Origin of the sequence: Microbispora sp. H13382 (assembly GCF_014161445.1) — a bacterium.
Taxonomy (GTDB): domain Bacteria; phylum Actinomycetota; class Actinomycetes; order Streptosporangiales; family Streptosporangiaceae; genus Microbispora.
Window position 1 is genome coordinate 1 of sequence record NZ_JABBXA010000033.1, and the last position, 20,447, is coordinate 20,447.

Genomic DNA, 20,447 nt, shown 5'->3' on the forward strand with positions numbered 1-20,447 from the left:
GAGGTCCTTCTCGACGGGCAGGCGGTCACCGGGCCGCAGGACCCCGTCGAGGATCATCCGCTTGATGCTGTCTACTACGTCGTCTGTGCGTGACATGGCAGTGGGTGTCCTCGGTCCCGGCCGGAGCCTCATGCGGGGAGCGCCTTCCCGAGGCTCCGATTGTATTCCGCTCGGCCGTCAGCCCCGGGTAGCGGCGGACGCCGCCGAGGCAGGCGGCGCCATCAACCCAAAGATTAGATGTTTCCCGCTGCGAGCGAGCGAAGATGCGCATTTTCGGGCTGTTTGATACCAACCGTTGACGCATACATCAAATCTTTGTAGCTTTGCGGTCACTCCCCCCACATAGAGCCTCGTTGAGCCGCCGGCCCCCTCGCAACCCGCTCGTCTCGTCGTCCGCGAGCTCGTCGTCCATGCGCAGGTGCCGGTTGTCCGCAAGGCCGCGATGCGCTTGGAGAAGCGAGATGCCAGACCTGTCGCGCAGGCAATTGATGAAGATCGGTACGGTCGGAGCCGGAGCTCTGATGCTGCCGATGCAGTGGACAGCGGTCGCCCGGGCCGGATCGGTGGCGCCCTCGGAGGTACGCGCCGCCAACGACATGGCGCTGTGGTACGACAGGGGCGCCGGCACGGACTGGCTCCGTGCCCTTCCCATCGGCAACGGGCGCCTCGGCGCGATGGTGTTCGGCAACGTCGACGCCGAGCGGCTGCAGCTCAACGAGGACACCGTCTGGGGCGGCGGGCCGTACGACCAGAGCAACCCCAAGGGCGCGTCGGCACTGGCGGAGATCCGGCGCCTGGTCTTCGAGGACCAGTGGAGCCAGGCCCAGACCCTGATCGACCAGAACATGCTGGGCAAGCCCGCGGGCCAGCTCGCCTACCAGACCGTCGGCAACATCAGGCTGACCTTCCCCGGCACCAGCGGGTTCTCCGAGTACAACCGCCAGCTGGACCTCACCACCGCCACCACGTCCGTCACCTACCTCCTGAACGGCGTGCGGTACAAGCGCGAGGTGTTCGCCAGCGCGCCCGACCAGGTCATCGTCATCCGCCTGACCGCCGACAAGCCCGGCTCGATCACGTTCAGCGCGACGTTCGACAGCCCCCAGCGCACGACGCTCACCAGCCCGGACGGCACGACGGTGGCGCTCGACGGCGTCTCGGGCAACTTCGAGGGCATCACCGGCCAGGTCAAGTTCCTCGCGCTGGCCAAGGCCGTCGCCGAAGGCGGCACCGTCACCAGTTCCGGCGGAACGCTCCAAGTGTCCGCCGCCGACAGCGTGACGCTGCTGATCTCCATCGGCTCCAGCTACGTCAACTACAAGGACGTCAGCGGCGACTACCAGGGCATCGCGCGGCGGCACCTCGACGCCGCCCAGGGCAAGGCCTACGACGCGCTGCGCGACCGGCACGTGGCCGACTACCAGGCCCTGTTCAAGCGGACGACGCTCGAACTGGACCGCACCGACGCGGCCGACCAGCCGACCGACGTCCGGATCGCCCAGCACGGGGCCGTCGACGACCCGCAGTTCTCCGCGCTGCTGTTCCAGTTCGGCCGCTACCTGCTGATCAGCTGCTCGCGCCCCGGGACACAGCCGGCCAACCTGCAGGGCATCTGGAACGACTCCCTGAGCCCGTCGTGGGACTCGAAGTACACCATCAACGCCAACCTGCCGATGAACTACTGGCCCGCCGACACCACGAACCTGTCGGAGTGCTACGAGCCGGTGTTCGGCATGATCCAGGACCTCACGGTGACCGGCGCCCGCACGGCCGAGGTCCAGTACGGCGCCGGCGGCTGGGTCACCCACCACAACACCGACGCGTGGCGGGCGACCTCGGTCGTCGACGGCGCGTTCTGGGGCATGTGGCAGACCGGCGGCGCGTGGCTGGCCACCATGATCTGGGACCACTACCTGTTCACCGGCGACGTGGAGTTCCTCCGGAAGAACTACCCGGCGATGAAGGGCGCGGCCCAGTTCTTCCTCGACACGCTCGTGGAGGAGCCGAAGCTCGGATACCTGGTCACGAACCCGTCGAACTCGCCCGAGCTCAGCCACCACGCGAACGCCAGCGTCGCCGCCGGTCCCACCATGGACAACCAGATCCTGCGCGACCTGTTCGACGGCTGCGCCGAGGCGAGTGAGGTTCTCGGCGTGGACGCGAGCTTCCGGGAGAAGGTCCTGGCGGCCCGCGAGCGCCTGGCTCCGATGAAGATCGGCTCCCGCGGCAACATCCAGGAGTGGCTGTACGACTGGGTCGAGACCGAGCGGAACCACCGGCACGTCTCGCACCTGTACGGCCTGCACCCCAGCAACCAGATCACCAAGCGCGGCACCCCGGAGCTGTTCGAGGCCGCGCGGCGGACCCTCGAACTGCGCGGCGACGACGGCACGGGCTGGTCCCTCGCCTGGAAGATCAACTACTGGGCGCGGATGGAGGAGGGCAAGCGGGCGCACGACCTGGTCCGCCTCCTGGTGACGCCGGCCAGGCTCGCCCCGAACATGTTCGACCTGCACCCGCCGTTCCAGATCGACGGCAACTTCGGCGCCACGTCCGGCATCACCGAGATGCTGCTGCAGAGCCACACCGGCGAACTGAACGTGCTGCCGGCGCTTCCGGACGCCTGGCGGAACGGGAAGGTGCAGGGCCTGCGCGGCCGCGGCGGCCACACGATCGGCGCGGCGTGGAGCGACGGGCAGGCCGACGAGTACCTCGTCACGCCTGACCGCGACGGTGTCGTCAAGGTACGCGGCGGCATCTTCACCGGCCGCTACAAGATCCTCGACACCACCGGCGGCGGCACGGTCACGGTGGAGAAGGCCGAGTCCGGCGCCATCAAGATCACGGCGCAGGCCCGGCACACCTACCGGGCGTACGCGCTGCAGAAGGTCACGATGACCGCGCCCGTCGAGGTCTCGCCGGGTCAGGGGGCGAAGGCCACGGTCACCGTCCGGGCGGTGGAGGCGTCGCTGGCGTCGGCGACGGTGTCCCTCAAGGCGCCGGAGGGGTGGACCGTCACCCCCGCGCAGGCCAACGTGGGGCCCCTGGCGCCGGACGCGAAGGCCACGGTGGAGTTCACCGTCACTCCCGCCGCCGGCGCCGCGGCCGGCACCGCGGTCCTCACCGGCGTGGTGAGCGGCACCGAGGCGGGCGAGGACTGGACCGCGTCCGCGAAGGCCCCGGTGCAGGTGTGGGGCGGCGGGGAGAAGCCGCTTGAGGAGCTGTTCAGCAACGTCGGCGTCACCGACGACACCAACACCGCCCCCGGAAACTTCGACGGCAACAACGCCAGCATCTCCGCCCAGGCGCTGGCGTCGGTCGGTGTCACCCCCGGGGCCACCGTCACCAAGAACGGGCTGAACTTCAAGTGGCCCAACGTCGCGGTGGGCACCCCCGACAACGCCATCGCCTCCGGACAGTCCCTCAAGGTGACCGGCACCGGCAAGACGCTCGGCTTCCTGCTGACCGGCACCTACGGCGCGGTGTCCGGACCGGCCACCATCGTCTACAAGGACGGCACGAGGCAGACCTTCACCCTCAGCTCGCCCGACTGGTACGGCGCGCCGCGGCCGGAGGGCGACGCCGCCGTCGTGGCCCCGTACCAGAACCGGCCGAACAACCAGCGGCAGAACACCGCCGCGACCATCTACTACTCGGGCGTGGCACTGCAGAACAAGGAGATCTCCCGCGTCGACCTGCCCAACATCAGCGCGCGGGCGGCGAACGGGGTCGCGACGATGCACATCTTCGCGGTCGCGCTCGATGCCGTCACGCCCCCGCCGGCGGTCAAGCTGACCGTCACCGCCACCACCCGCTGCATCGGCACCTCGGCCTACCTGGCGGTCACGGCCGTCAACGACTCCGACGTGCCGGCCACGATCACGCTCACCACCCCGTACGGCACCAAGACGGTGGCCGACGTGGCCCCGGGCAAGCAGGCCTACCAGTCCTTCAACACCCGAGCTCCCCAGATCGACGCCGGCAAGGTCACCGTGACCGCGACCGCGACGATCGGCGGCAAGCAGGTCACCTCGACCTACGACGCGGCCTACACCGCGGCCAGCTGCGGCTGACCACACCTGGGGCGTCCCCGGCCGGCCGCCGGCCGCACCGGCGGTGACCACGATCCCCACGACGAGGACACCGCCGTAGCTCAACCGAGGCCGGCCGGCCGAACAGCCGGCCGGCCTCGCCCCCCATTTATGGAGCGAATGATCACATGAGAATCAACAGGATCACGCAGGTGCTCGCCGCGTCGGTGCTCGGCCTCACCCTCGCCGGCGTGGCCACTCCCGCGCTGGCCGACGACCCCGGCAGCGGCATCGACGTGTCGGTGAACATCGAGCCCACCACCACCCCCGGTCAGCTGTCGATGACCGTGGCCGACAACAACGGGGTGTCCCTGCAGGAGAACGGCTCCGACGCCGCCGCCCGCCAGTTCACCGGCACCCTGCCCACGGTCACGGTGACCGACACCCGCACCCCCGAGGAGATCCCCGCCGGCGAGTACTGGGCGGTCGTGGGCCAGGCGAGCCAGTTCGTCGCCTCCGACGACCCGGCCAAGACCATCGGCCCCGAATACCTCGGCTGGAAGCCGCGCCTGCTGAGCGACTCCTCCACCGGCGCGGTCTCAGCCGGTGAGCCGGTCTCCAGTGTCGTCTCCGACGGCACCGGAGCCCCCAACGTGGGTCTGGAGGGCCAGGAGCTGCTGGTCTCGACCGCCAACTCCGCCGACGAGATCGGCACCTCGCAGGTCAACGCCGACCTCGCCCTGCGCACCTCCGTCGACGTCGCCGCCGGCGAGTACCACTCCACCCTGACCCTTTCGCTGTTCAACCAGTCCTAACCCGCAGGCGGGGCGCCACCGCTGCTGTTCCGGGTGCGGTCCGGCCGGCGCGCCGGCGGCCCCTGGTGGCGCTGGGGGCTACTGGGGGCCGGTGGCAGGATGCTTGCGGCAGAGGTCGTCGCGGTCACGGCGCGGGGGGATCCCCGGTCGATCGCGGGAGCAGGCGAAGGAGGCCGATGAGCCCGAGGAAGCACCGCGTCGCCGTGCTCGTGCTGGAGGGCGCGAAGCCGCTCGACGTCGGCATCCCGGCGCAGGTGTTCTCCAACCGGCCGAGCATGCCGTACGAGGTCCGGGTGTGCGGCGCCACACCCGGGCTGGTGACCGGCGGCGACGGCCTCTCCTATCACGTGGCCGAGGGCCTGGACGCCTTCGAGCAGGCCGACACCGTCTTCATCCCCGGCTATCGGGAGCCGGCGACCACGGAACCGCCGGCGGCGGTGGTCGGCGCCCTGATGGCCGCCCACGAGCGCGGGACCAGGCTCGCGGCCATCTCGACGGGAGCGTTCGCGCTGGCGGCGACGGGCCTGCTCGACGGCAAACGGGCGACGACCCACTGGCACTACACGAAGGCCCTCGCCGACAAGCATCCGCTCGTGCGCGTGGACGAGAACGTGCTGTTCGTGGACGAGGGGAACGTGCTCACGTCGGCGGGCGCCGCGTCCGGCATCGACCTGTGCCTGCACCTGGTGCGGCGCGACCACGGCGTCGGGCTGTCCAACCACGTGGCGAGACGGCTGGTGGCGGCGCCCTACCGCAGCGGAGGCCAGGCGCAGTACGTCCCCCGGAGCGTGCCCGAACCGCTCGGCGACCTGTTCGCGAGCACGCGCGAGTGGGCCCTGGCGCACCTGTCCGAACGGCTGACCCTGGACACCCTCGCCCGCCACGCGAGGGTGTCGGCCCGCACCTTCTCGCGGCGGTTCGTGGAGGACACCGGTTACACGCCCATGCAGTGGGTGCTCCGGGCGCGCGTGGACCTGGCGCGCGAACTGCTCGAACGGAGCGATCTGGGCGTGGAACAGATCGCCGACCGGGTCGGGCTCGGCACCGGGGCGAACCTGCGCCTGCATTTCCAGCGGATCCTCGGCACCTCCCCGACGGACTACCGCCACACCTTCTCCGCCTGACCTCCCCGGCCGGACGAGCGGCCGCGCCGGTCCTCGGACGGGGTGGCGAGATCCTTGCGGACGGTGGCGAAACTTCTGGCGGGATCCTTGCGCACGGTGTCGTTCGGGCCACTGTCGGCCCGGCGACCACGCGCCGATCATGGAGCGCGGAACGAAAGGAGCCTCCATGACCCGCATCGCCGTCAACGGATTCGGTCGTATCGGGCGCAACACCCTCCGCGCCCTGCTCGAACGCGACAGTCACCTCGACGTGGTCGCCGTCAACGACCTCGCCGCCCCCGAGACCCTCGCGCACCTGCTCAAGTACGACAGCGCGCTCGGCCGCCTCGGCCGCTCCGTCGAGGTCGACGGAACCAGCCTCGTGGTCGACGGCCGCCGTATCGCGGTGCTCGCCGAACGCGAGCCCGCCAAGCTGCCGTGGGCCGATCTCGGCGTCGACATCGTGCTGGAGGCCACCGGCCGCTTCACCGCGGCGCGGGCCGCCCGCGCGCACATCGACGCCGGGGCCGGGCGGGTGCTGGTGAGCGCCCCCTCCGACGGCGCCGACGTGACGCTCGCCTACGGCGTGAACACGGAGGACTACGACCCCGCCGAGCACGTGATCGTCTCGAACGCCTCGTGCACCACGAACGCGCTGGCGCCACTCGCGTCCGTGCTGGACGACCTGGCCGGCATCGAGCACGCCTTCATGACCACCGTGCACGCGTACACGCAGGAGCAGAACCTCCAGGACGGCCCGCACCGCGACCTGCGCCGGGCCCGCGCCGCCGCCGTGAACATCGCACCCACCACCACCGGGGCCGCCAAGGCCATCGGCCTGGTGCTGCCGAACCTGGACGGCAAGCTGTCGGGCGACGCGATCCGCGTGCCGGTCCCGGTGGGTTCGCTCGTGGAGCTGAACACCACGGTCTCCCGCCGGGTCACCCGCGACGAGGTGCTCGCGGCCTACCGCGCCGCCGCCGACGGCCCGCTCAAGGGCATCCTCGAGTACGCCGACGAGCCGCTGGTCTCCAGCGACATCACCGGCCAGGCGGCGTCGTCGATCTTCGACGCCGCCCTCACCCGGGTCGAGGGCGCGCACGTCAAGGTGGTGGCCTGGTACGACAACGAGTGGGGCTTCGCGAACCGCGTCGTCGACACGCTCGAGCTGCTCGCCCGCGGCTGAACTCGGCCCGCGGGTGATGCCGCCTCACAGCACGAGCCGGCGGTGCCGCTCGGTGCGCCACTCGACCAGCATCACCGTGACGTCGTCCTGGAGCTGACCGCGCTGGTAGGAGAGGATCGAGTGGATCAGGCGGCGCAGGGTCTCCGGTGCGGAGACGCCGTCGGCCTCCCGCCGGATGACGAAGTCGGCGAAGCGGTCCAGCTCGAACCTCTCCCCGTCGGGAGTCAGCGCCTCGACGATGCCGTCGGTGTAGAGGAGCAGCCGGTCGCCGGGCTCGAGCTGACGGCGCGCGAGCACGGCGGCCGGGCCCAGGCGAAGACCCATCGTCGCTTGCTCACCACCAGCAGCGCGACCAGGCTGCCCAGCTCGGTCGCGATCCGCTCAATGGTCTCGTCGACCACGGGCACGGTCACCCCGAGCACGCGGTTCAGTCCACGCTGCCCTTGCCCGTGCCGTCCGGACTTCCGCGGCCGGCGGGCGGAGGGTGCGGCCCCCGGCGCGTAGACCTCCGCCGGGCCTGATCGCACGGCGATTTGCGCGGTATGTGGGAGAATGAGCGCCCGTGACCCCCGTGCTCGACCTTGTCGGAATCTTCGTCTTCGCCCTGTCCGGTGCGCTCCAGGGCGTACGCAAACGGCTCGACGTGGTCGGCATCGCGGTGCTCGCGTTCTTCACCGCGGTCGGCGGCGGCATCGTGCGTGACCTGTTCATCGGCGTGCAGCCCGCCGCGCTGCGGGACACCGCATATCTCCTCGTGCCGGTCGTGGCCACCGTCATCGCCTTCTTCTGGCATCCCCAGGTCGAGCGGGCGATGCCCGCGGTGCTCGTCTTCGACGCGGCGGGCCTCGGCCTGTTCTGCGCCGTCGGGACCGCCAAGGCGCTCCACTACGGCGTCGCGCCGATGCACGCCGTGTTCCTCGGGGTCTGTACGGCGGTCGGTGGCGGCGTCATCAGAGACGTCCTGTCCGGCGAGAGGCCGACCCTGCTCTACGACCGGGAGCTTTACGCCGTACCGGCGATGCTCGGCTCGACGGCGATGGTCGCGCTGCACGCGCTGGACGTGCGGGGGTTCGTCGCCACCCTGTCCTCTGCCGTGCTCGCCTTCACGTTCCGCATCCTCGCCATGCGGTATCGCTGGCGCGCGCCTCTGGCCAGGGGCGTCAGCAAGGCGCGGTGACCGGCCGGGTGCCCTCGCGCGGCGGTCAGGAGGCGAAGAACCGGTCGGCGAAGGCCTCCCACTGGGCGAGGAAGTCGATGTCGGCGTCACGCAGCCAGTTGAGCTGCAGGCCGTCGAGGAAGGCGAGCAGGTCCACCGCGGCCCGGTCCGGCCGGGGATGCCAGGCCAGCAGGTAGCGCTCGAGCATGGCGCGGCCCTCGATAAGCCGCGTCCGGAAGTAGGCGTGCGCGGGATGCGCGGGGTCCAGCGCCTCTGCCGACAGCATGGTGTACAGCTGCACGATTGAGCGTTGCGCGAGGTTGCGCCGGACGAATCCGGACATGACGGCGCGGGCGGTCGCCGGGTCGGGCGCCGGTTCGAACGTGTCGACGACGCTCGCGAGGTCGAGCGTGTCCCGGCGTTCGAGGACCGCGATGAGCAGGTCCTCCCGTGAGCGGAAGTGATGCAGCAACCCCGCCTTGGTCATGCCGCAGGCCGCCGCGAACGCCTCGAGGGTGACGCCCTTGAACCCGGAGGCGGCGATCAGCTCGGTGGCCGCCTGGAGGATCTCCTCCCGGCGTTCGGCGAGCGGCAGCCGGCGCCGTCCCGGTGCGGGGGTCATGCCGTCCTGGCTCCTGGGAGACGGGGGGTTGATTCGATCACGATACCAGCCTAGTTTATCTACCGTTTGGTAGATAGCGCTGTCGCGCCTGTTCAGAGAGTTGTGTGCGCATGTCGACGCCCTCCTCCCCGACCGCATTCTCCGCCGCCGTCGCCGCAGTGCGCGCCGGGCGGCCCCTCGACGAGGCGGCGGGCGAACTGCTGTCGCAGATGACCGGTGAAGAACGCCTGTGGCTGCTGGACGGAGACCTGCCGTTCTGGCAGGGCATGGCCGACATGATGACCAACGGGTACAACCTCACCCCTTACCCGATGGGCCGCGTCGAGCGGCTGGGCATCCCCGGCCTGCTGTTCTCCGACGGCCCGCGCGGTGTGGTGATGGGAAAGTCGACCGCTTTCCCGGTCTCCATGGCCCGCGGCGCCACCTGGGACGTCGAGCTCGAGGAGCGCGTCGGCACCGCGATCGGGCTCGAACTGCGCGCCCAGGGCGCCAACTTCTTCGGCGGCGTGTGCGTGAACCTGCCCCGCCACCCGTCGTGGGGCCGGGCCCAGGAGACGTACGGCGAGGACCCGGTCCTGCTCGGCGAGTTCGGTGCGGCGCTGACCCGCGGAGTGCAGCGCAACGCCATGGCCGTCGTCAAGCACTACGCGCTCAACAGCATGGAGAACGCCCGGTTCAAGGTCGACGTCACCGCCGACGACGCGGCGCTGCACGAGGTCTACCTGGCGCACTTCCGGCGGATCGTGGAAGAGGGCGTGTCGGGCGTCATGACCGCCTACAACTCCGTCAACGGAGAGTGGGCCGGGCAGAACGAGCACCTGATGGAAGGCGTGCTCCGCGGGATGTGGGGCTTCGAGGGCGTCACCGTCTCCGACTTCATCTGGGGCCTGCGCGACGCCGCCGCCTCGCTGCGCGCCGGGCTCGACGTGGAGGAGCCCTTCCGCCAGCAGCGCGCCGAGCATCTGCCCGCCGACCTGGAGGCGGGCCGGGCGAGCTGGGACGACGTCGACCGTGCGGCCCGCCGCATCCTCGCCACCCAGCTGCGCCACTACGCCGCCCTCAGCGAGCCCGAGCCCCCGCTCGACGTGGTGTTCGGCTCAGAGCACCGCGCGCTGGCGCGCGAGGTCGCCGCCCGCGGCATGGTGCTGCTCAAGAACGACCCGGTCGGCGACGCGCCCCTGCTGCCGCTGAACCAGGACGCCCTCGCCTCCCTGGCGGTCGTCGGGCGTCTGGCCGACGTGGCCAACACCGGCGACAACGGCTCCTCCGACGTACGCGCCCCGGAGGTGATCACCGCGCTGCGGGGGCTCACCGAGGCGCTCCCGGACACCCGGATCACCCACGTGGCCGACGACGACCCGGCCGCGGCCGCCGCCGCGGCCGCACAGGCCGACGTCGCCGTTGTCGTCGCCGGTTACACCGCGGCCGACGAGGGCGAGTGGATCGGAGGGGACGTGCTGGCCGATGCCGACCTGCTGGCGTTGTTCCCGCCGCCCGGCGACGACCCCGCCGGGCAGTCGTTCGCGGCCTTCCTGGCCGAGCCCGGCGCGGTGGACTCCATGAGCGGCGGAAGCGCCGGCGGCGACCGTGCCAGTCTGCGGCTCCGGCCCGTCGACGCCGAGATCATCCGGGCCGTGGCGGCGGCCAACCCGCGCACCGTCGTGGTGATCGTCACCGCCGGGGCCGTCATCACCGAGGAGTGGCGCGACGCCGTACCCGCCGTGCTTTTCTCCTGGTACTCGGGTTGCGAGGGCGGCCGGGCCCTGGCCGACGTGCTGCTCGGCGAGGTCGACGCGGCCGGGCGGCTGCCGTACTCGATCCCGGCCGCCGAGGAGCACCTGCCGTACTTCGACCGCGACGCCACCGCCATCACCTACGACAAGTGGTTCGGCCAGCGGCTGCTGGACCGGGACGGCCACGCGCCGGCCTTCCCGCTCGGGTTCGGGCTGTCCTACACCGGCTTCGCCCTCGCCGACCTCACCGTCGGCGCACCCGACGGCGACTCCTTCACGGGCGTCGTGACCGTGACCAACACCGGCTCACGCGCGGGCCGCCACGTCGTCCAGCTCTACGGGCGGCCCACCGGCATCGACGCGGCGGCCGACGACTTCCCCACCCGGGTCCTGCTCGGCTTCGCGACCGTCGAGCTTCCGGCCGGGCAATCGGCCCGGGTCACCGTGCCCGCCTCGACCCGGCCCCTGCGGAGGTGGACTCCCGGCGGGTTCGTCCCCGCCTCCCCGACGGCCGTGATCGAAGCCGCTTCCTACGCGGGCGACCCCGGCGCCGTCACCGCACCGGCCGAGCTCACGCTCGCCTGACAGCCGGAAGGTTTGCGCCGCATTCCCAAGTCGTGCGTCCGGAGCCGGTCCGCGGGGGCGGACCGGCTCCGGGGCCGGGCGTCACATCGAGGTCACACCCGGGTCCACTTCTGGTTGTTGCCGCCGGTGCAGGACCAGATCTGCACCTTGGTGCCGTTGGCGGTGCCGCTGCTCGCGACGTCCAGGCACTTGTTCGCCCCGACCGCGGCGATCGTGCCGTCGGAGTTCAGGCGCCACTTCTGGTTGTTCTGGCCGTTGCAGTCCCAGATGATGACCGCGGTGCCGTCCGCCGTGCCCGCGCCGTTCACGTCCAGGCACTTGTTGCCGTAGACGCGCAGCTCGGACGCGCTGGTGGAGGTCCACTTCTGGTTGTTCCCGCCGTTGCAGTCCCAGATCAGCACCGTCGCGCCGTTCGACTGCGACGCGCCGTTGACGTCTAGGCACCGGCCCGACCCCACACCCCGCAGCGCACTCGTGCTCCCCGTGCCGCCCGAGGGCGACGCAGAGGGCGAGGGAGAGGGAGAGGCCGGCGCGGAGGGGGACGGCGAGGGGGACGGCGAGGAGGAGCCGCCGCCCTGCCCGACGCCCCTGCCGCCGAAGGTGAACGAGTCGACGTCGAACGCGTTCGCCGACGGCGCCTTGAACACGACGTACACGTTGTGTGTGCCACCGGGGTCGGTGACCCGCACCGCGGGCAGGGACACGTAGTTGTTCCAGCCACCGGTCGACGGCACCGAGGCGGAGGCGATGAGCGCCCCGGTCGGCGAGTCGGCGTGCAGCTCGATGGACGCCCCGGTGGCGGACGGCGCCGAGACGCGGAAGGACACCGTGTCGATTCCGGAGAGGTTGAACGGGGTGAAGGAGAGCCAGTCGTTGTTGGAGATGTCGCCGATCCGCCTGCCGCCCTCGGCCCCGGCCTCGTCGACGATCCTGATGCCGGACGAGCCGGTGGCGTGCTCGGCCTGCTTGTGCTTGGGCTGCAGCGTGATACCGGCGCTGCCCTTCAGGCCGCCCTTGTCGGTGTAGTCCGCGCCCAGGACGTAGTAGACGTTGGAGGCCTCGTCATGGCCGGAGGCCGTGGTCGTGACCGTCCCCGAGCAGCCGGTGTACTGACCGGTGTCGTGGGCGTGCTGGTCGTGGCCGAGTGCGGTGAACACGTTGACCTTGGAGCAGTCGACGGTGCCGTCCTCGGGGTCGGTGACGTTCAGCGTGTAGGTCACCCGGTCGCCGAAGTCGATGAACCCGCCGTCGGGCGGAGCCGAGAAGACGACCGTGGGACGGGTGTTGCCGACGGCGATGGTCAGCGTGATGCTGCCCGTCTTCCCGCCCGAGTCCCGTACGGTCAGCTTGGCGGTGTAGGTGCCGTTGGCGTTGTAGGTCTTCGTCGGGTTGGCCGCGGTGGAGGTGGTGCCGTCGCCGAAGTCCCAGCTGTAGGTGATCGGGTCGCCGTCGGGGTCGGACGAGCCGGCCGAGGAGAACGCCACGGTCAGCGGCGCGGCGCCCGAGTCGGGGCTGGCGCTCGCCTTGGCGACGGGGGCGCGGTTCCCGACCACGTAGTCGATCCGGTAGATGCTGTCATCGGTGTTCGCGTGGCCGAAGCCGTTGCCCCAGTCGGCCATGTAGAGCGCGCCGTCGGGGCCGAACTTCATGTCGATCGGCGCGTGCGGGGCGATGTTCGCCACGAACGGGCTGATCTTCAGGAGGTTGCCGGAGGAGTCGAGGCGCATCTCCTTGACGAAGTTGCGGCTCCATTCGTACAGGAAGGTCGCGCCGTCGAAGTACTCGGGGAACTTCCGGTCGGAGGCGCTGGCCGCGTCGTAGCGGTAGAACGGGCCGCCCATGGGGGCCGCGCCGCCGCAGCAGTTGATCTCGGGGAACTCGGCCGAGGCGTGGTAGTTGTACCAGACGGTCGCGGGCTTGGCGGCCGGGAGGTTGGTCAGGCCGGTGTTGTTGGGCGAGTCGTTGACCGGCGCCGAGCAGTTGAACTTCGCCCCCGAGGTGTTGGTGGAGAAGTTGAAGTCGTTGAACGGCGTGTTGTTGCCGGTGCAGTACGGCCAGCCGTAGAACCCGGGCTGCTTGATCAGGTTCCACTCGACCGTGCCCTCGGGGCCGCGGTTGGCGTTGGCGCTGCCCGCGTCCGGCCCGTAGTCGCCCACGGAGATCCAGCCGGTGACCTTGTCGACCGAGAAGCGGAACGCGTTGCGGAAGCCCATCGCGTAGATCTCCGGCCGCGTCTTGGCCGTGCCCGGAGCGAACATGTTGCCGGACGGGATCGTGTAGGTGCCGTCGGGCTCGGGGTGGATGCGCAGGATCTTGCCGCGCAGGTCGTTGGTGTTGGCCGCGGACCGCTGGGCGTCGTAGTGCTCCCGGCCCGGCCGCTCGTCGATCGGGGCGTAGCCGCTGGAGGCGTTGGGGTTGGTGTCGTCACCGGGGGCGATGTAGAGGTTGCCGCCCGGGCCGAACGTGATGTAGCCGCCGGTGTGGCCCGGCTCGTCGACGTTGCGGAACGCCGGAACCTCGATGAGCTTCTTCTCGCTGCTCAGGTCGAGGCTGGTGCCGTTGAAGGTGAACCGGGACACCCGGTTCACCTCGCCGCCGTTGAGGGGCGAGTAGTTGATGTAGATCCAGCCGTTGGTGGCGAAGTTCGGGTCCAGCGCGATCCCGATACCGCCGTCCTCACCGCCGTCGTACACCGACAGGGTGCCGATGACGCGCGTGCTGCCGCCGCCCGCGGGGATCAGGTTGACCTTGCCCGAGCGCGAGATGTAGAAGACCCGGCCGTCGGCCGCCACGTCCAGCTCCATCGGCTGGTCCGGCGCGCCGTCGAGGGTCACCTTCTGGAAGCGGGCAGAGATCGTGCCGCCGCAGTCGCCGGGCTCCGCGCCCGCGGCCCACTTCACCGCGCCCAGCAGGTGCTGCTTGAACAGCGGCTCCGAGTAGGAGGACGCGTTGTGGCCCATGGCGGTGGCCCACACCCGGCCGCCCTCCGGGTTGTGGCACCAGGAGATCGGGTGGTCGGCGCCCATCTTGTTCGCGCCCGCGTCATAGGTGGTCTCGTCCGCGGTCACCAGCACGTGCACCGAGCCGCGCATGTTCTTGTCGAAGTTGTACCACTCCTCCGTACGGGTCCACCGGTCCGGCAGGCCCTTCGTCGAGGGGTGGACCTTGTCGGCGACCTTGGCGGTGCCCTGCACGATCGACGAGTGCTGCGTCATGTGCGCGCCGGCCAGCACGGTCTGGTCCCACCAGGGGAACTGCGACTCGATGTTCATGTCGACGGCGTTGTGGATCGCCACGACGCCGCGGCCGCTGCGCACGTATGCCTGCATGGCCTGGCGCTGCGCGTCGTTGTCCCACACCATGCCCGACGTCTGGAGCATGATCACCGCGTCGTAGTTGTTGAGGTTCGACGTGGTGAAGACGGAGGAGTTCTCGCTCGCGTCGAGCTGGAAGTTGTTGTCGGTCGCCAGCTGCTGGAACATCGCGATGCCGGCGGAGATGGAGTCGTGCCGGTAGGCGCCGCTCGCTGTCTTGCTGAACAGCAGCACCTTGAACTGCGGAGCGGCCGCGTGCGCCACCAACGGCACAGCGGACAGCAACAGCCCTAACAGGGCCGCGGCCAGGGCGGGGAGCAATCGTGATCTTCGCATTAGGGATCTCCTGGGGGGGTTACCGGTGACGGCCGGAGTTACGGGGTGCGAAGGGAAGGCATGGGTGATCGGCCGGTCAGGCCATGAGGGTGCGGAGGAAGGCGAGTCCTTCGGTGGCGAGGGCGTCCTGGCTCGGGGCGAGGGGACGCCAGATGGACGCCGCGGTGGCGATGGTCATGTTGTCGGCGGTGAAGGACTCGATCACGAGCGGGCCGCGGTAGCCCACGTCGCGTACGGCCGCGGCGAAGCCCGGCCAGTCGAAGTGGTCGGCGCCCGGGGCGCCGCGGTCGGTCCCGCACACCTGGATGTGCGCGATCCTGTCGCCCGCCAGGCGGACGGCCCGGAGGGGATCCTTCTCCTCGATGTTCATGTGGTAGGTGTCAAGGGCGAGTCCGCACTCCTCGGGGAGGGCGTCGAGCGCCTGCTCGACGGTGTTGACGACGCTGGTCTCGTACCGGTTGAGCGGTTCGACGCCGATCCTGATCCCGCGTTCGGCCGCGTAGGCGACGACCGGTTTCAGGTTCTCCCCCAGCTCGGCGTAGACCTCGCGCCGCTCGTCCGGGCTCATCCGCCAGGCCCGCCCGACGGAGGCGTACGCCGGGCCGCTGACCGCCGGCGCGCCGACGGTCACCGCCACGTCCACGCAGTGCCGCAGGTAGTCCTGGGTCTCCTGCACACATTGGGGCGAGGCGCCGACGAGCTCGCGTCCCGGTGGCATCGTGAGCACGACCGACGCGCCGAGCCCGAGCCCGTCCAGGAGGGCCGCCGCCCTCCCCGGTTCCCAGTCGCCGGGGTGCTCGACCGGCAGTTCGACGACGTCGAAGCCCCATTCCGCGATCCGCGGCGCGAGGGCGGCCAGGGACTCGTCGGTGAGCGGCGAGACCCAGACCCACGTGTTGACGCCGATCACGACGTGCCTCCCCACTTCCCGGGGTAGCCGGGCAGGTCCTCGCACCCGCACAGGGCGTAGTGCAGCGGCGGCATGCCGGGCTTGAGGTAGGTGGCGAGGTTCTCCTGCGTGATCGCCGGTTGCGGGAGGTTCCAGACCTTCGGCACCTGCTCGCCCTTCAGGATCTTGAGCGCCGCGATGATCGGGGTGCGCCACTGGTAGGTCGGATAGGTCGGGGCGATCGCGGTCAGCTTCGCGTCGCTCCACTTCCTCAGGAAGTCCTGCTGATCCTCGCCGTTGATCGGCGGCACGGGCTGGCCCGCGTCCTCGAACGCCTCGACGGCCGCGACGGCGGTGGCGCCCGCGTCCATCCAGACTCCGTCGATCTTGCCGTAGCGCTGGATGTAGTCACTGACGATGCTCTTGGTCTTCGCGGCGTCGCCGTCGGTGAACTCCACGCCGACGACATCGAGGTCGCTCTTGTCGAACGCGACCTTCGCCGCCGACCACCGGGTCTCCAGCACGTCCACACCGGGCAGGATGCGCAGCGCCAGGATCTTCCCGCCGGGCTGCACCTTTTCGACGAGGAACTCGGCCGCCTCGGCGCCGAAGGCGTAGCCGCCGATCGGCTTGATGAAGGTGACCGGGCAGTCGGTCTGGACCCCCCGGTCGAACACGATGACCGGCACCTTCGGGCACGCCCCGGCCACCGCGGGAGTCAGCGTGGCCGTGGTGTTGGGCGAGACGATCAGCGCGTCGCAGCCCTTGCCCTGCAGTTCCGCGATGTCGGAGATCTGCTTGTCGTCCTTGCCCTCGGCGTCCAGGGCGGTGAAGCGCGTGATCTCCTTGTGCAGGGCGACCTCCGCCTGCATGGTCTTCCAGCCGACCTGGCGCCAGGGGTTGTTGACCGCGGCGTTGGAGAAGCACAGGTGGTACGGCCCCGCCTTCTTGTACTCGGCGGTGTCGACGAGCTGCGGGTCGATGCTCTGCTCCCACGGCTTGTCCGGCGAGCCGGTCGGCTGCGCCTGGCGCATCGCCATCTGGGCGTCGTAGTCGGCCTGCACGAAGAACTTCGACTGCGCGCCGGTGCCCTTGTCCTCCTGAGCGGCGGACCCGGCCGGCGCGGCGGACGCGGAGGACACGGGTTTGTCGCTGGTGCACGCGGCCGCCGGCAGCGTCAGCGCGGCCAGCGCGGCGGAGGCGAGGAGCCGCCGCGAATATGAACGCATCGTCTTCCTTCCGTCACGAGACCGCCGCGGCTCTTCTGCGCGGGAGGTTCACGGCCCCCAGCGCCACCGCGGCGATGATGATCACGCCCTGTACGGCCGGCTCCAGCGCCCCCGAGATGCCGTACAGGTTGAGCAGGGTGAACAGCGCCTCCAGGGTGAAGGCGCCCGCCATGGCGGCGACCACGGAGCCGCGGCCGCCCCCGAGGGCCACGCCACCGAGCACGACAGCGGTGATGGCCTGGAACTCCAGGCCCTGGCCGACCTGCGCGGACACCCCGGCGAAGCCGCCGAGCAGGATCGCGGCGACCGCCGCGGACAGCCCGGAGATCATGAACGCCACCGTCCGCACGCGGGCGACGCGGACGCCGGACAGAGCCGCGGCCCGGTCGTTGTCGCCGGCCGCGATCAGCGTGTGGCCAAAACCCGCGCGCATCGCCCAGATCGCGGCCGCCGCCACCGCGACGAGGATGAGGACCGACCAGGGCACCGGGCCCAGGCTCCCCCGCCCCAGCTCGCGGAACTCCGGGGACAGGGCGCCCCGGGGCGCGCCGCCCGTCCAGAGGAAGACCGCCCCGGACAGGATCAGCAGCATGCCGAGTGTCGTGATGAACGAAGGGACCCGGAGCAGGGTGGTGACGATCCCGTTGACCAGCCCGGTGAGCGGCCCGATGACGATCAGCAGGGCCAGCACGGGCCAGGTCGCCTCCGCCGAGCCGTCGATGAGCCGGGCGGCGATCACCACCTCGGCGGTGACGAGCGAGCCGACCGACAGGTCGAACTCGCCGGACACGATGACGAAGTACTGCCCCGCCGCGAGGATCACCAGCGGCGCGGCCCGTTTGACGAAGGCGAGGAAGGCGGGCGGCTCCAGGAAGTACGGGTTGACGACCGCGATGGCGACCAGCAGCCCGGCCAGCACCACGAAGATCGGCAGCGCGCGTCTCATGTGGTCCGCCTCCTGCGGGCGTAGATCGCCAGGGCGGCCACCAGGACCACACCCCGTACGACGTCCTTGGCGAAGGAGTCGACCTCCAGCTGGTTGAAAATGCTGTCGAGGACGGCCAGGAGCAGGACTCCGCCGACGGTCCCGGCGACCCCGCCGCGGCCGCCGGCCAGAGCCGTCCCGCCGAGCACGACCGCGGCGATCGACTCCAGGTCGTACCCGCCGTCGGTTCCCACCGTCGGCGCGCCGGCCCCGAGGCGGGAGGCGAGCAGCAGCCCGGCGATCCCGGCGCAGACCGAGCAGAGCACGTGGGCGGCGACCACGACCCGACCGGTGCGGATACCCGACAGGCGTGCGACCTCGGCGTCCCCGCCCACGGCGTAGATCCGGTATCCCAGCCGCGTCCGGCTGAGCATGAGCCATGCGGACGCCGCCACCGCGGCCCACAGCAGCGCCGACACCGGCAGCGGCCCGATGCGGTCGTACCCGAGATGCTGGAAGGACTCGGGCACGCTGCCCGCGGGCCCGTCGTACCGCTCGTCGAGCAACCCTCGCAGGATCAGCGCGACCCCGAGCGTGGCGATGAAGGCGTGCACCCGGAGCCTGGTGACGATCAGGCCGTTCACCAGCCCGGCCGTCGCGCTGACCGCCAGCACCGCGGCGACCGCGGCCGGCACGCCGCCGTCGGCGCCCGCCATGATCTCGGCCGCGACCAGCGAGGTCAGGCTGATCAGATAGGCCACCGAGAGATCCAAGCTCCCGGCCAGGATCACCAGGGTCTGACCGACCGCGACGATGCCGAGGGCCGCCGATCGCTGCTGGATGCCGACGATGTTCTCCTGGCTGAGGAACTGCCCGCCGTCCAGGGCGAACAGCAGCCAGCCCACCACGACGAGCAGGGCGAGCGCCACGTAGACGGCACGCGCGGGCCGGTCGGCCGACAGCCGGCGGAGGAACGAGCCCCCGACCGCGACGCGCCGGAGCTTCAGCTGCTGGGTCATGACGCGGCCGCCAGGTGCATCACGGCCTCCTCGGAGGAACCGGCGGGCAGTTCCCCCGCGATGCGGCCGTCCCGCAGCACCACGATGCGATCGCTCATGCCGATGAGCTCGGGGAGCTCGGAGGAGATCATCAAGACGGCCACGCCGTCGCCTGCGAGTTCGCGCATCAGCTCGTGGATGGCGGCCTTGGCGCCGACGTCGACACCGCGGGTGGGCTCGTCGAACAGCAGGACGCGCGGCGCGACCGTCATCCACTTGGCCAGCACGACCTTCTGCTGGTTGCCGCCGGACAGCAGCCGGACCTCCTGGGTGGGCCTGGGCGGGTTGAGCCGCACCCGCTCGAGCAGCCGCTCGATCCCGGGCCGGCGCATCCCGGCGGCCCGGGCGACGAGCAGGGCGTTGTCGCGCACCCGCTGGTTCAGCAGGAGCCCTTCGGCCTTGCGGTCCTCGGTGACCAGGCCGATCCCCGCGGCGATACCCTCGCGGACCGAGCGGGGACGGCAGGGCGTCATCTCGCCTCCGGTGAACGGCTCGGCGCCGAACAGCGCCTTGGCCAGCTCGGTGCGGCCCGAGCCCTGCAGCCCGGCCACCCCGACGATCTCCCCCGCGCGCAGGTCGAGGTCGATGCCGTGCAGCCGGGCGTTGCCGCCGCCGCGCACGCTCAGCATCACCTCCCCGGGCGGTTCCGCCGCCCGGGGCGGGTAGTAGAAGTCGAGATCCCGGCCGACCATCAGGCGGACCAGAGCCGCCGTGTCCAGGCTCGACGCCTCCGCGGTGGCGACCCGGGCGCCGTCCTTGAGCACGGTGATCCGGTCGGCGAGATCGAAGATCTCGCGGAGCCGGTGCGAGATGTACAGGACCGCGATGCCACGCCCGGTGAGCCGCCGCACCAGCGCGTAGAGCAGCTCGACCTCGTGGTCGGCCAGAGCGGCGGTCGGCTCGTCCATCACCACGATCCGGGCGTTCAGCGACAACGCCTTGGCGATTTCGACGACCTGTTGCTGCGCCACAGAGAGCCGCCGGACGAGATCGCGCGGCCCGAACGCCTCCTCGCCGAGGGACTCCAGCAGCTCGCCGGTCGCGGACTCCATCGCGGCCCGGTCGACCAGCCCCCGCCGGACGGGTTCCCGGCCGAGGAAGACGTTCTCGGCCACCGTCCGCTCCGGCAGCAGGGTGAGCTCCTGATGGATGATCGCCACCCCGGCCCGCTGCGCCTCGATCGGGTGCCCGAACGCCACGCTCCGGCCGTCGATCTCGATGGTCCCCTCGTCCGGGGTGTGCACGCCGGCCAGGATCTTCATCAACGTCGACTTGCCCGCGCCGTTCTCCCCCACCACCGCGTGGACCTCACCGGCCGCCGCCTCCAGATCGACCCCGCCGAGGACCCGCACGCCCAGGAAGCTCTTGCCGATACCGGTCATCCTCAGCACGCGGCCCACCTGTCGGGGCTTACGGCCGCGCCGGCCATGCCGGGAGCGGCAGGCGGCATCGCAACCGGGAGACC

General features: G+C 71.0%; 14 protein-coding genes. 6 read left to right on the forward strand and 8 right to left on the reverse strand.

Translation table 11 applies throughout. The features are described from left to right. Positions 1-530: 530 nt before the first annotated feature. From HHX41_RS38195 to gap, 4 genes are all read left to right on the forward strand, one after another. Positions 531-4,073: a glycosyl hydrolase family 95 catalytic domain-containing protein gene (locus tag HHX41_RS38195; protein WP_259401645.1), complete on the forward strand. Its 3,543-nt coding sequence runs from the start codon at positions 531-533 to the stop codon at positions 4,071-4,073. Between the two features lie 146 nt (positions 4,074-4,219). Continuing rightward, positions 4,220-4,846: a hypothetical protein gene (locus HHX41_RS38200; protein ID WP_182909840.1), complete on the forward strand. Its 627-nt coding sequence runs from the start codon at positions 4,220-4,222 to the stop codon at positions 4,844-4,846. 176 nt (positions 4,847-5,022) lie between these two features. Then, positions 5,023-5,970 carry a GlxA family transcriptional regulator gene (locus HHX41_RS38205; protein WP_182909841.1) on the forward strand — a complete coding sequence of 316 codons (948 nt, stop codon included), beginning with the start codon at positions 5,023-5,025 and terminating at the stop codon, positions 5,968-5,970. Positions 5,971-6,136: 166 nt separating this feature from the next. After that, positions 6,137-7,135 carry a type I glyceraldehyde-3-phosphate dehydrogenase gene (gene gap, locus HHX41_RS38210; RefSeq protein ID WP_182909842.1) on the forward strand — a complete coding sequence of 333 codons (999 nt, stop codon included), beginning with the start codon at positions 6,137-6,139 and terminating at the stop codon, positions 7,133-7,135. Positions 7,136-7,159: 24 nt separating this feature from the next. Here the strand turns inward: gap and HHX41_RS38215 are convergent, their stop codons facing one another. Continuing rightward, positions 7,160-7,459: a PP2C family protein-serine/threonine phosphatase gene (locus HHX41_RS38215; RefSeq protein ID WP_182909843.1), complete on the reverse strand. Its 300-nt coding sequence runs from the start codon at positions 7,457-7,459 to the stop codon at positions 7,160-7,162. A 238-nt stretch (positions 7,460-7,697) separates the two neighbouring features. On the opposite strand from HHX41_RS38215, the gene HHX41_RS42130 reads away from it, so the two are divergent. Beyond that, positions 7,698-8,312, forward strand: coding sequence for a trimeric intracellular cation channel family protein (locus HHX41_RS42130; RefSeq protein WP_182909844.1), 615 nt, complete (start codon positions 7,698-7,700; stop codon positions 8,310-8,312). Between the two features lie 25 nt (positions 8,313-8,337). Here HHX41_RS42130 and HHX41_RS38225 read toward each other — a convergent pair whose 3' ends face one another. Next, entirely contained in the window at positions 8,338-8,913 is a 576-nt protein-coding gene (locus tag HHX41_RS38225) for a TetR/AcrR family transcriptional regulator (protein ID WP_182909845.1), read from the reverse strand. Between the two features lie 110 nt (positions 8,914-9,023). On the opposite strand from HHX41_RS38225, the gene HHX41_RS38230 reads away from it, so the two are divergent. Beyond that, positions 9,024-11,231 (forward strand): beta-glucosidase, encoded by a 2,208-nt coding sequence (locus tag HHX41_RS38230; protein WP_182909846.1) that lies wholly within the window; start codon positions 9,024-9,026, stop codon positions 11,229-11,231. 92 nt (positions 11,232-11,323) lie between these two features. Here HHX41_RS38230 and HHX41_RS38235 read toward each other — a convergent pair whose 3' ends face one another. From HHX41_RS38235 to HHX41_RS38260, 6 genes are all read right to left on the reverse strand, one after another. Beyond that, the gene (locus tag HHX41_RS38235; RefSeq protein WP_182909847.1) at positions 11,324-14,881 is read right to left on the reverse strand and encodes a lectin; all 3,558 of its coding nucleotides are present in this window, start codon (positions 14,879-14,881) and stop codon (positions 11,324-11,326) included. Between the two features lie 76 nt (positions 14,882-14,957). Continuing rightward, a complete protein-coding gene (locus HHX41_RS38240; protein WP_182909848.1) occupies positions 14,958-15,791 on the reverse strand; it encodes a sugar phosphate isomerase/epimerase in 834 nt (277 codons plus the stop codon). Then, positions 15,788-16,999, reverse strand: a complete 1,212-nt coding sequence (locus HHX41_RS38245; RefSeq protein ID WP_182909849.1) for a substrate-binding domain-containing protein — start codon at positions 16,997-16,999, stop codon at positions 15,788-15,790. The genes HHX41_RS38240 and HHX41_RS38245 overlap by 4 nt, the downstream gene beginning before the upstream one ends. 13 nt (positions 17,000-17,012) lie before the next feature. After that, positions 17,013-17,945, reverse strand: coding sequence for an ABC transporter permease (locus HHX41_RS38250; RefSeq protein WP_169985047.1), 933 nt, complete (start codon positions 17,943-17,945; stop codon positions 17,013-17,015). Beyond that, entirely contained in the window at positions 17,942-18,943 is a 1,002-nt protein-coding gene (locus tag HHX41_RS38255; protein WP_182909850.1) for an ABC transporter permease, read from the reverse strand. The genes HHX41_RS38250 and HHX41_RS38255 overlap by 4 nt, the downstream gene beginning before the upstream one ends. Then, on the reverse strand, positions 18,940-20,364 hold the full coding sequence (locus HHX41_RS38260) for a sugar ABC transporter ATP-binding protein (protein ID WP_220504815.1): 1,425 nt from the start codon (positions 20,362-20,364) through the stop codon (positions 18,940-18,942). The genes HHX41_RS38255 and HHX41_RS38260 overlap by 4 nt, the downstream gene beginning before the upstream one ends. Positions 20,365-20,447 lie beyond the last annotated feature (83 nt).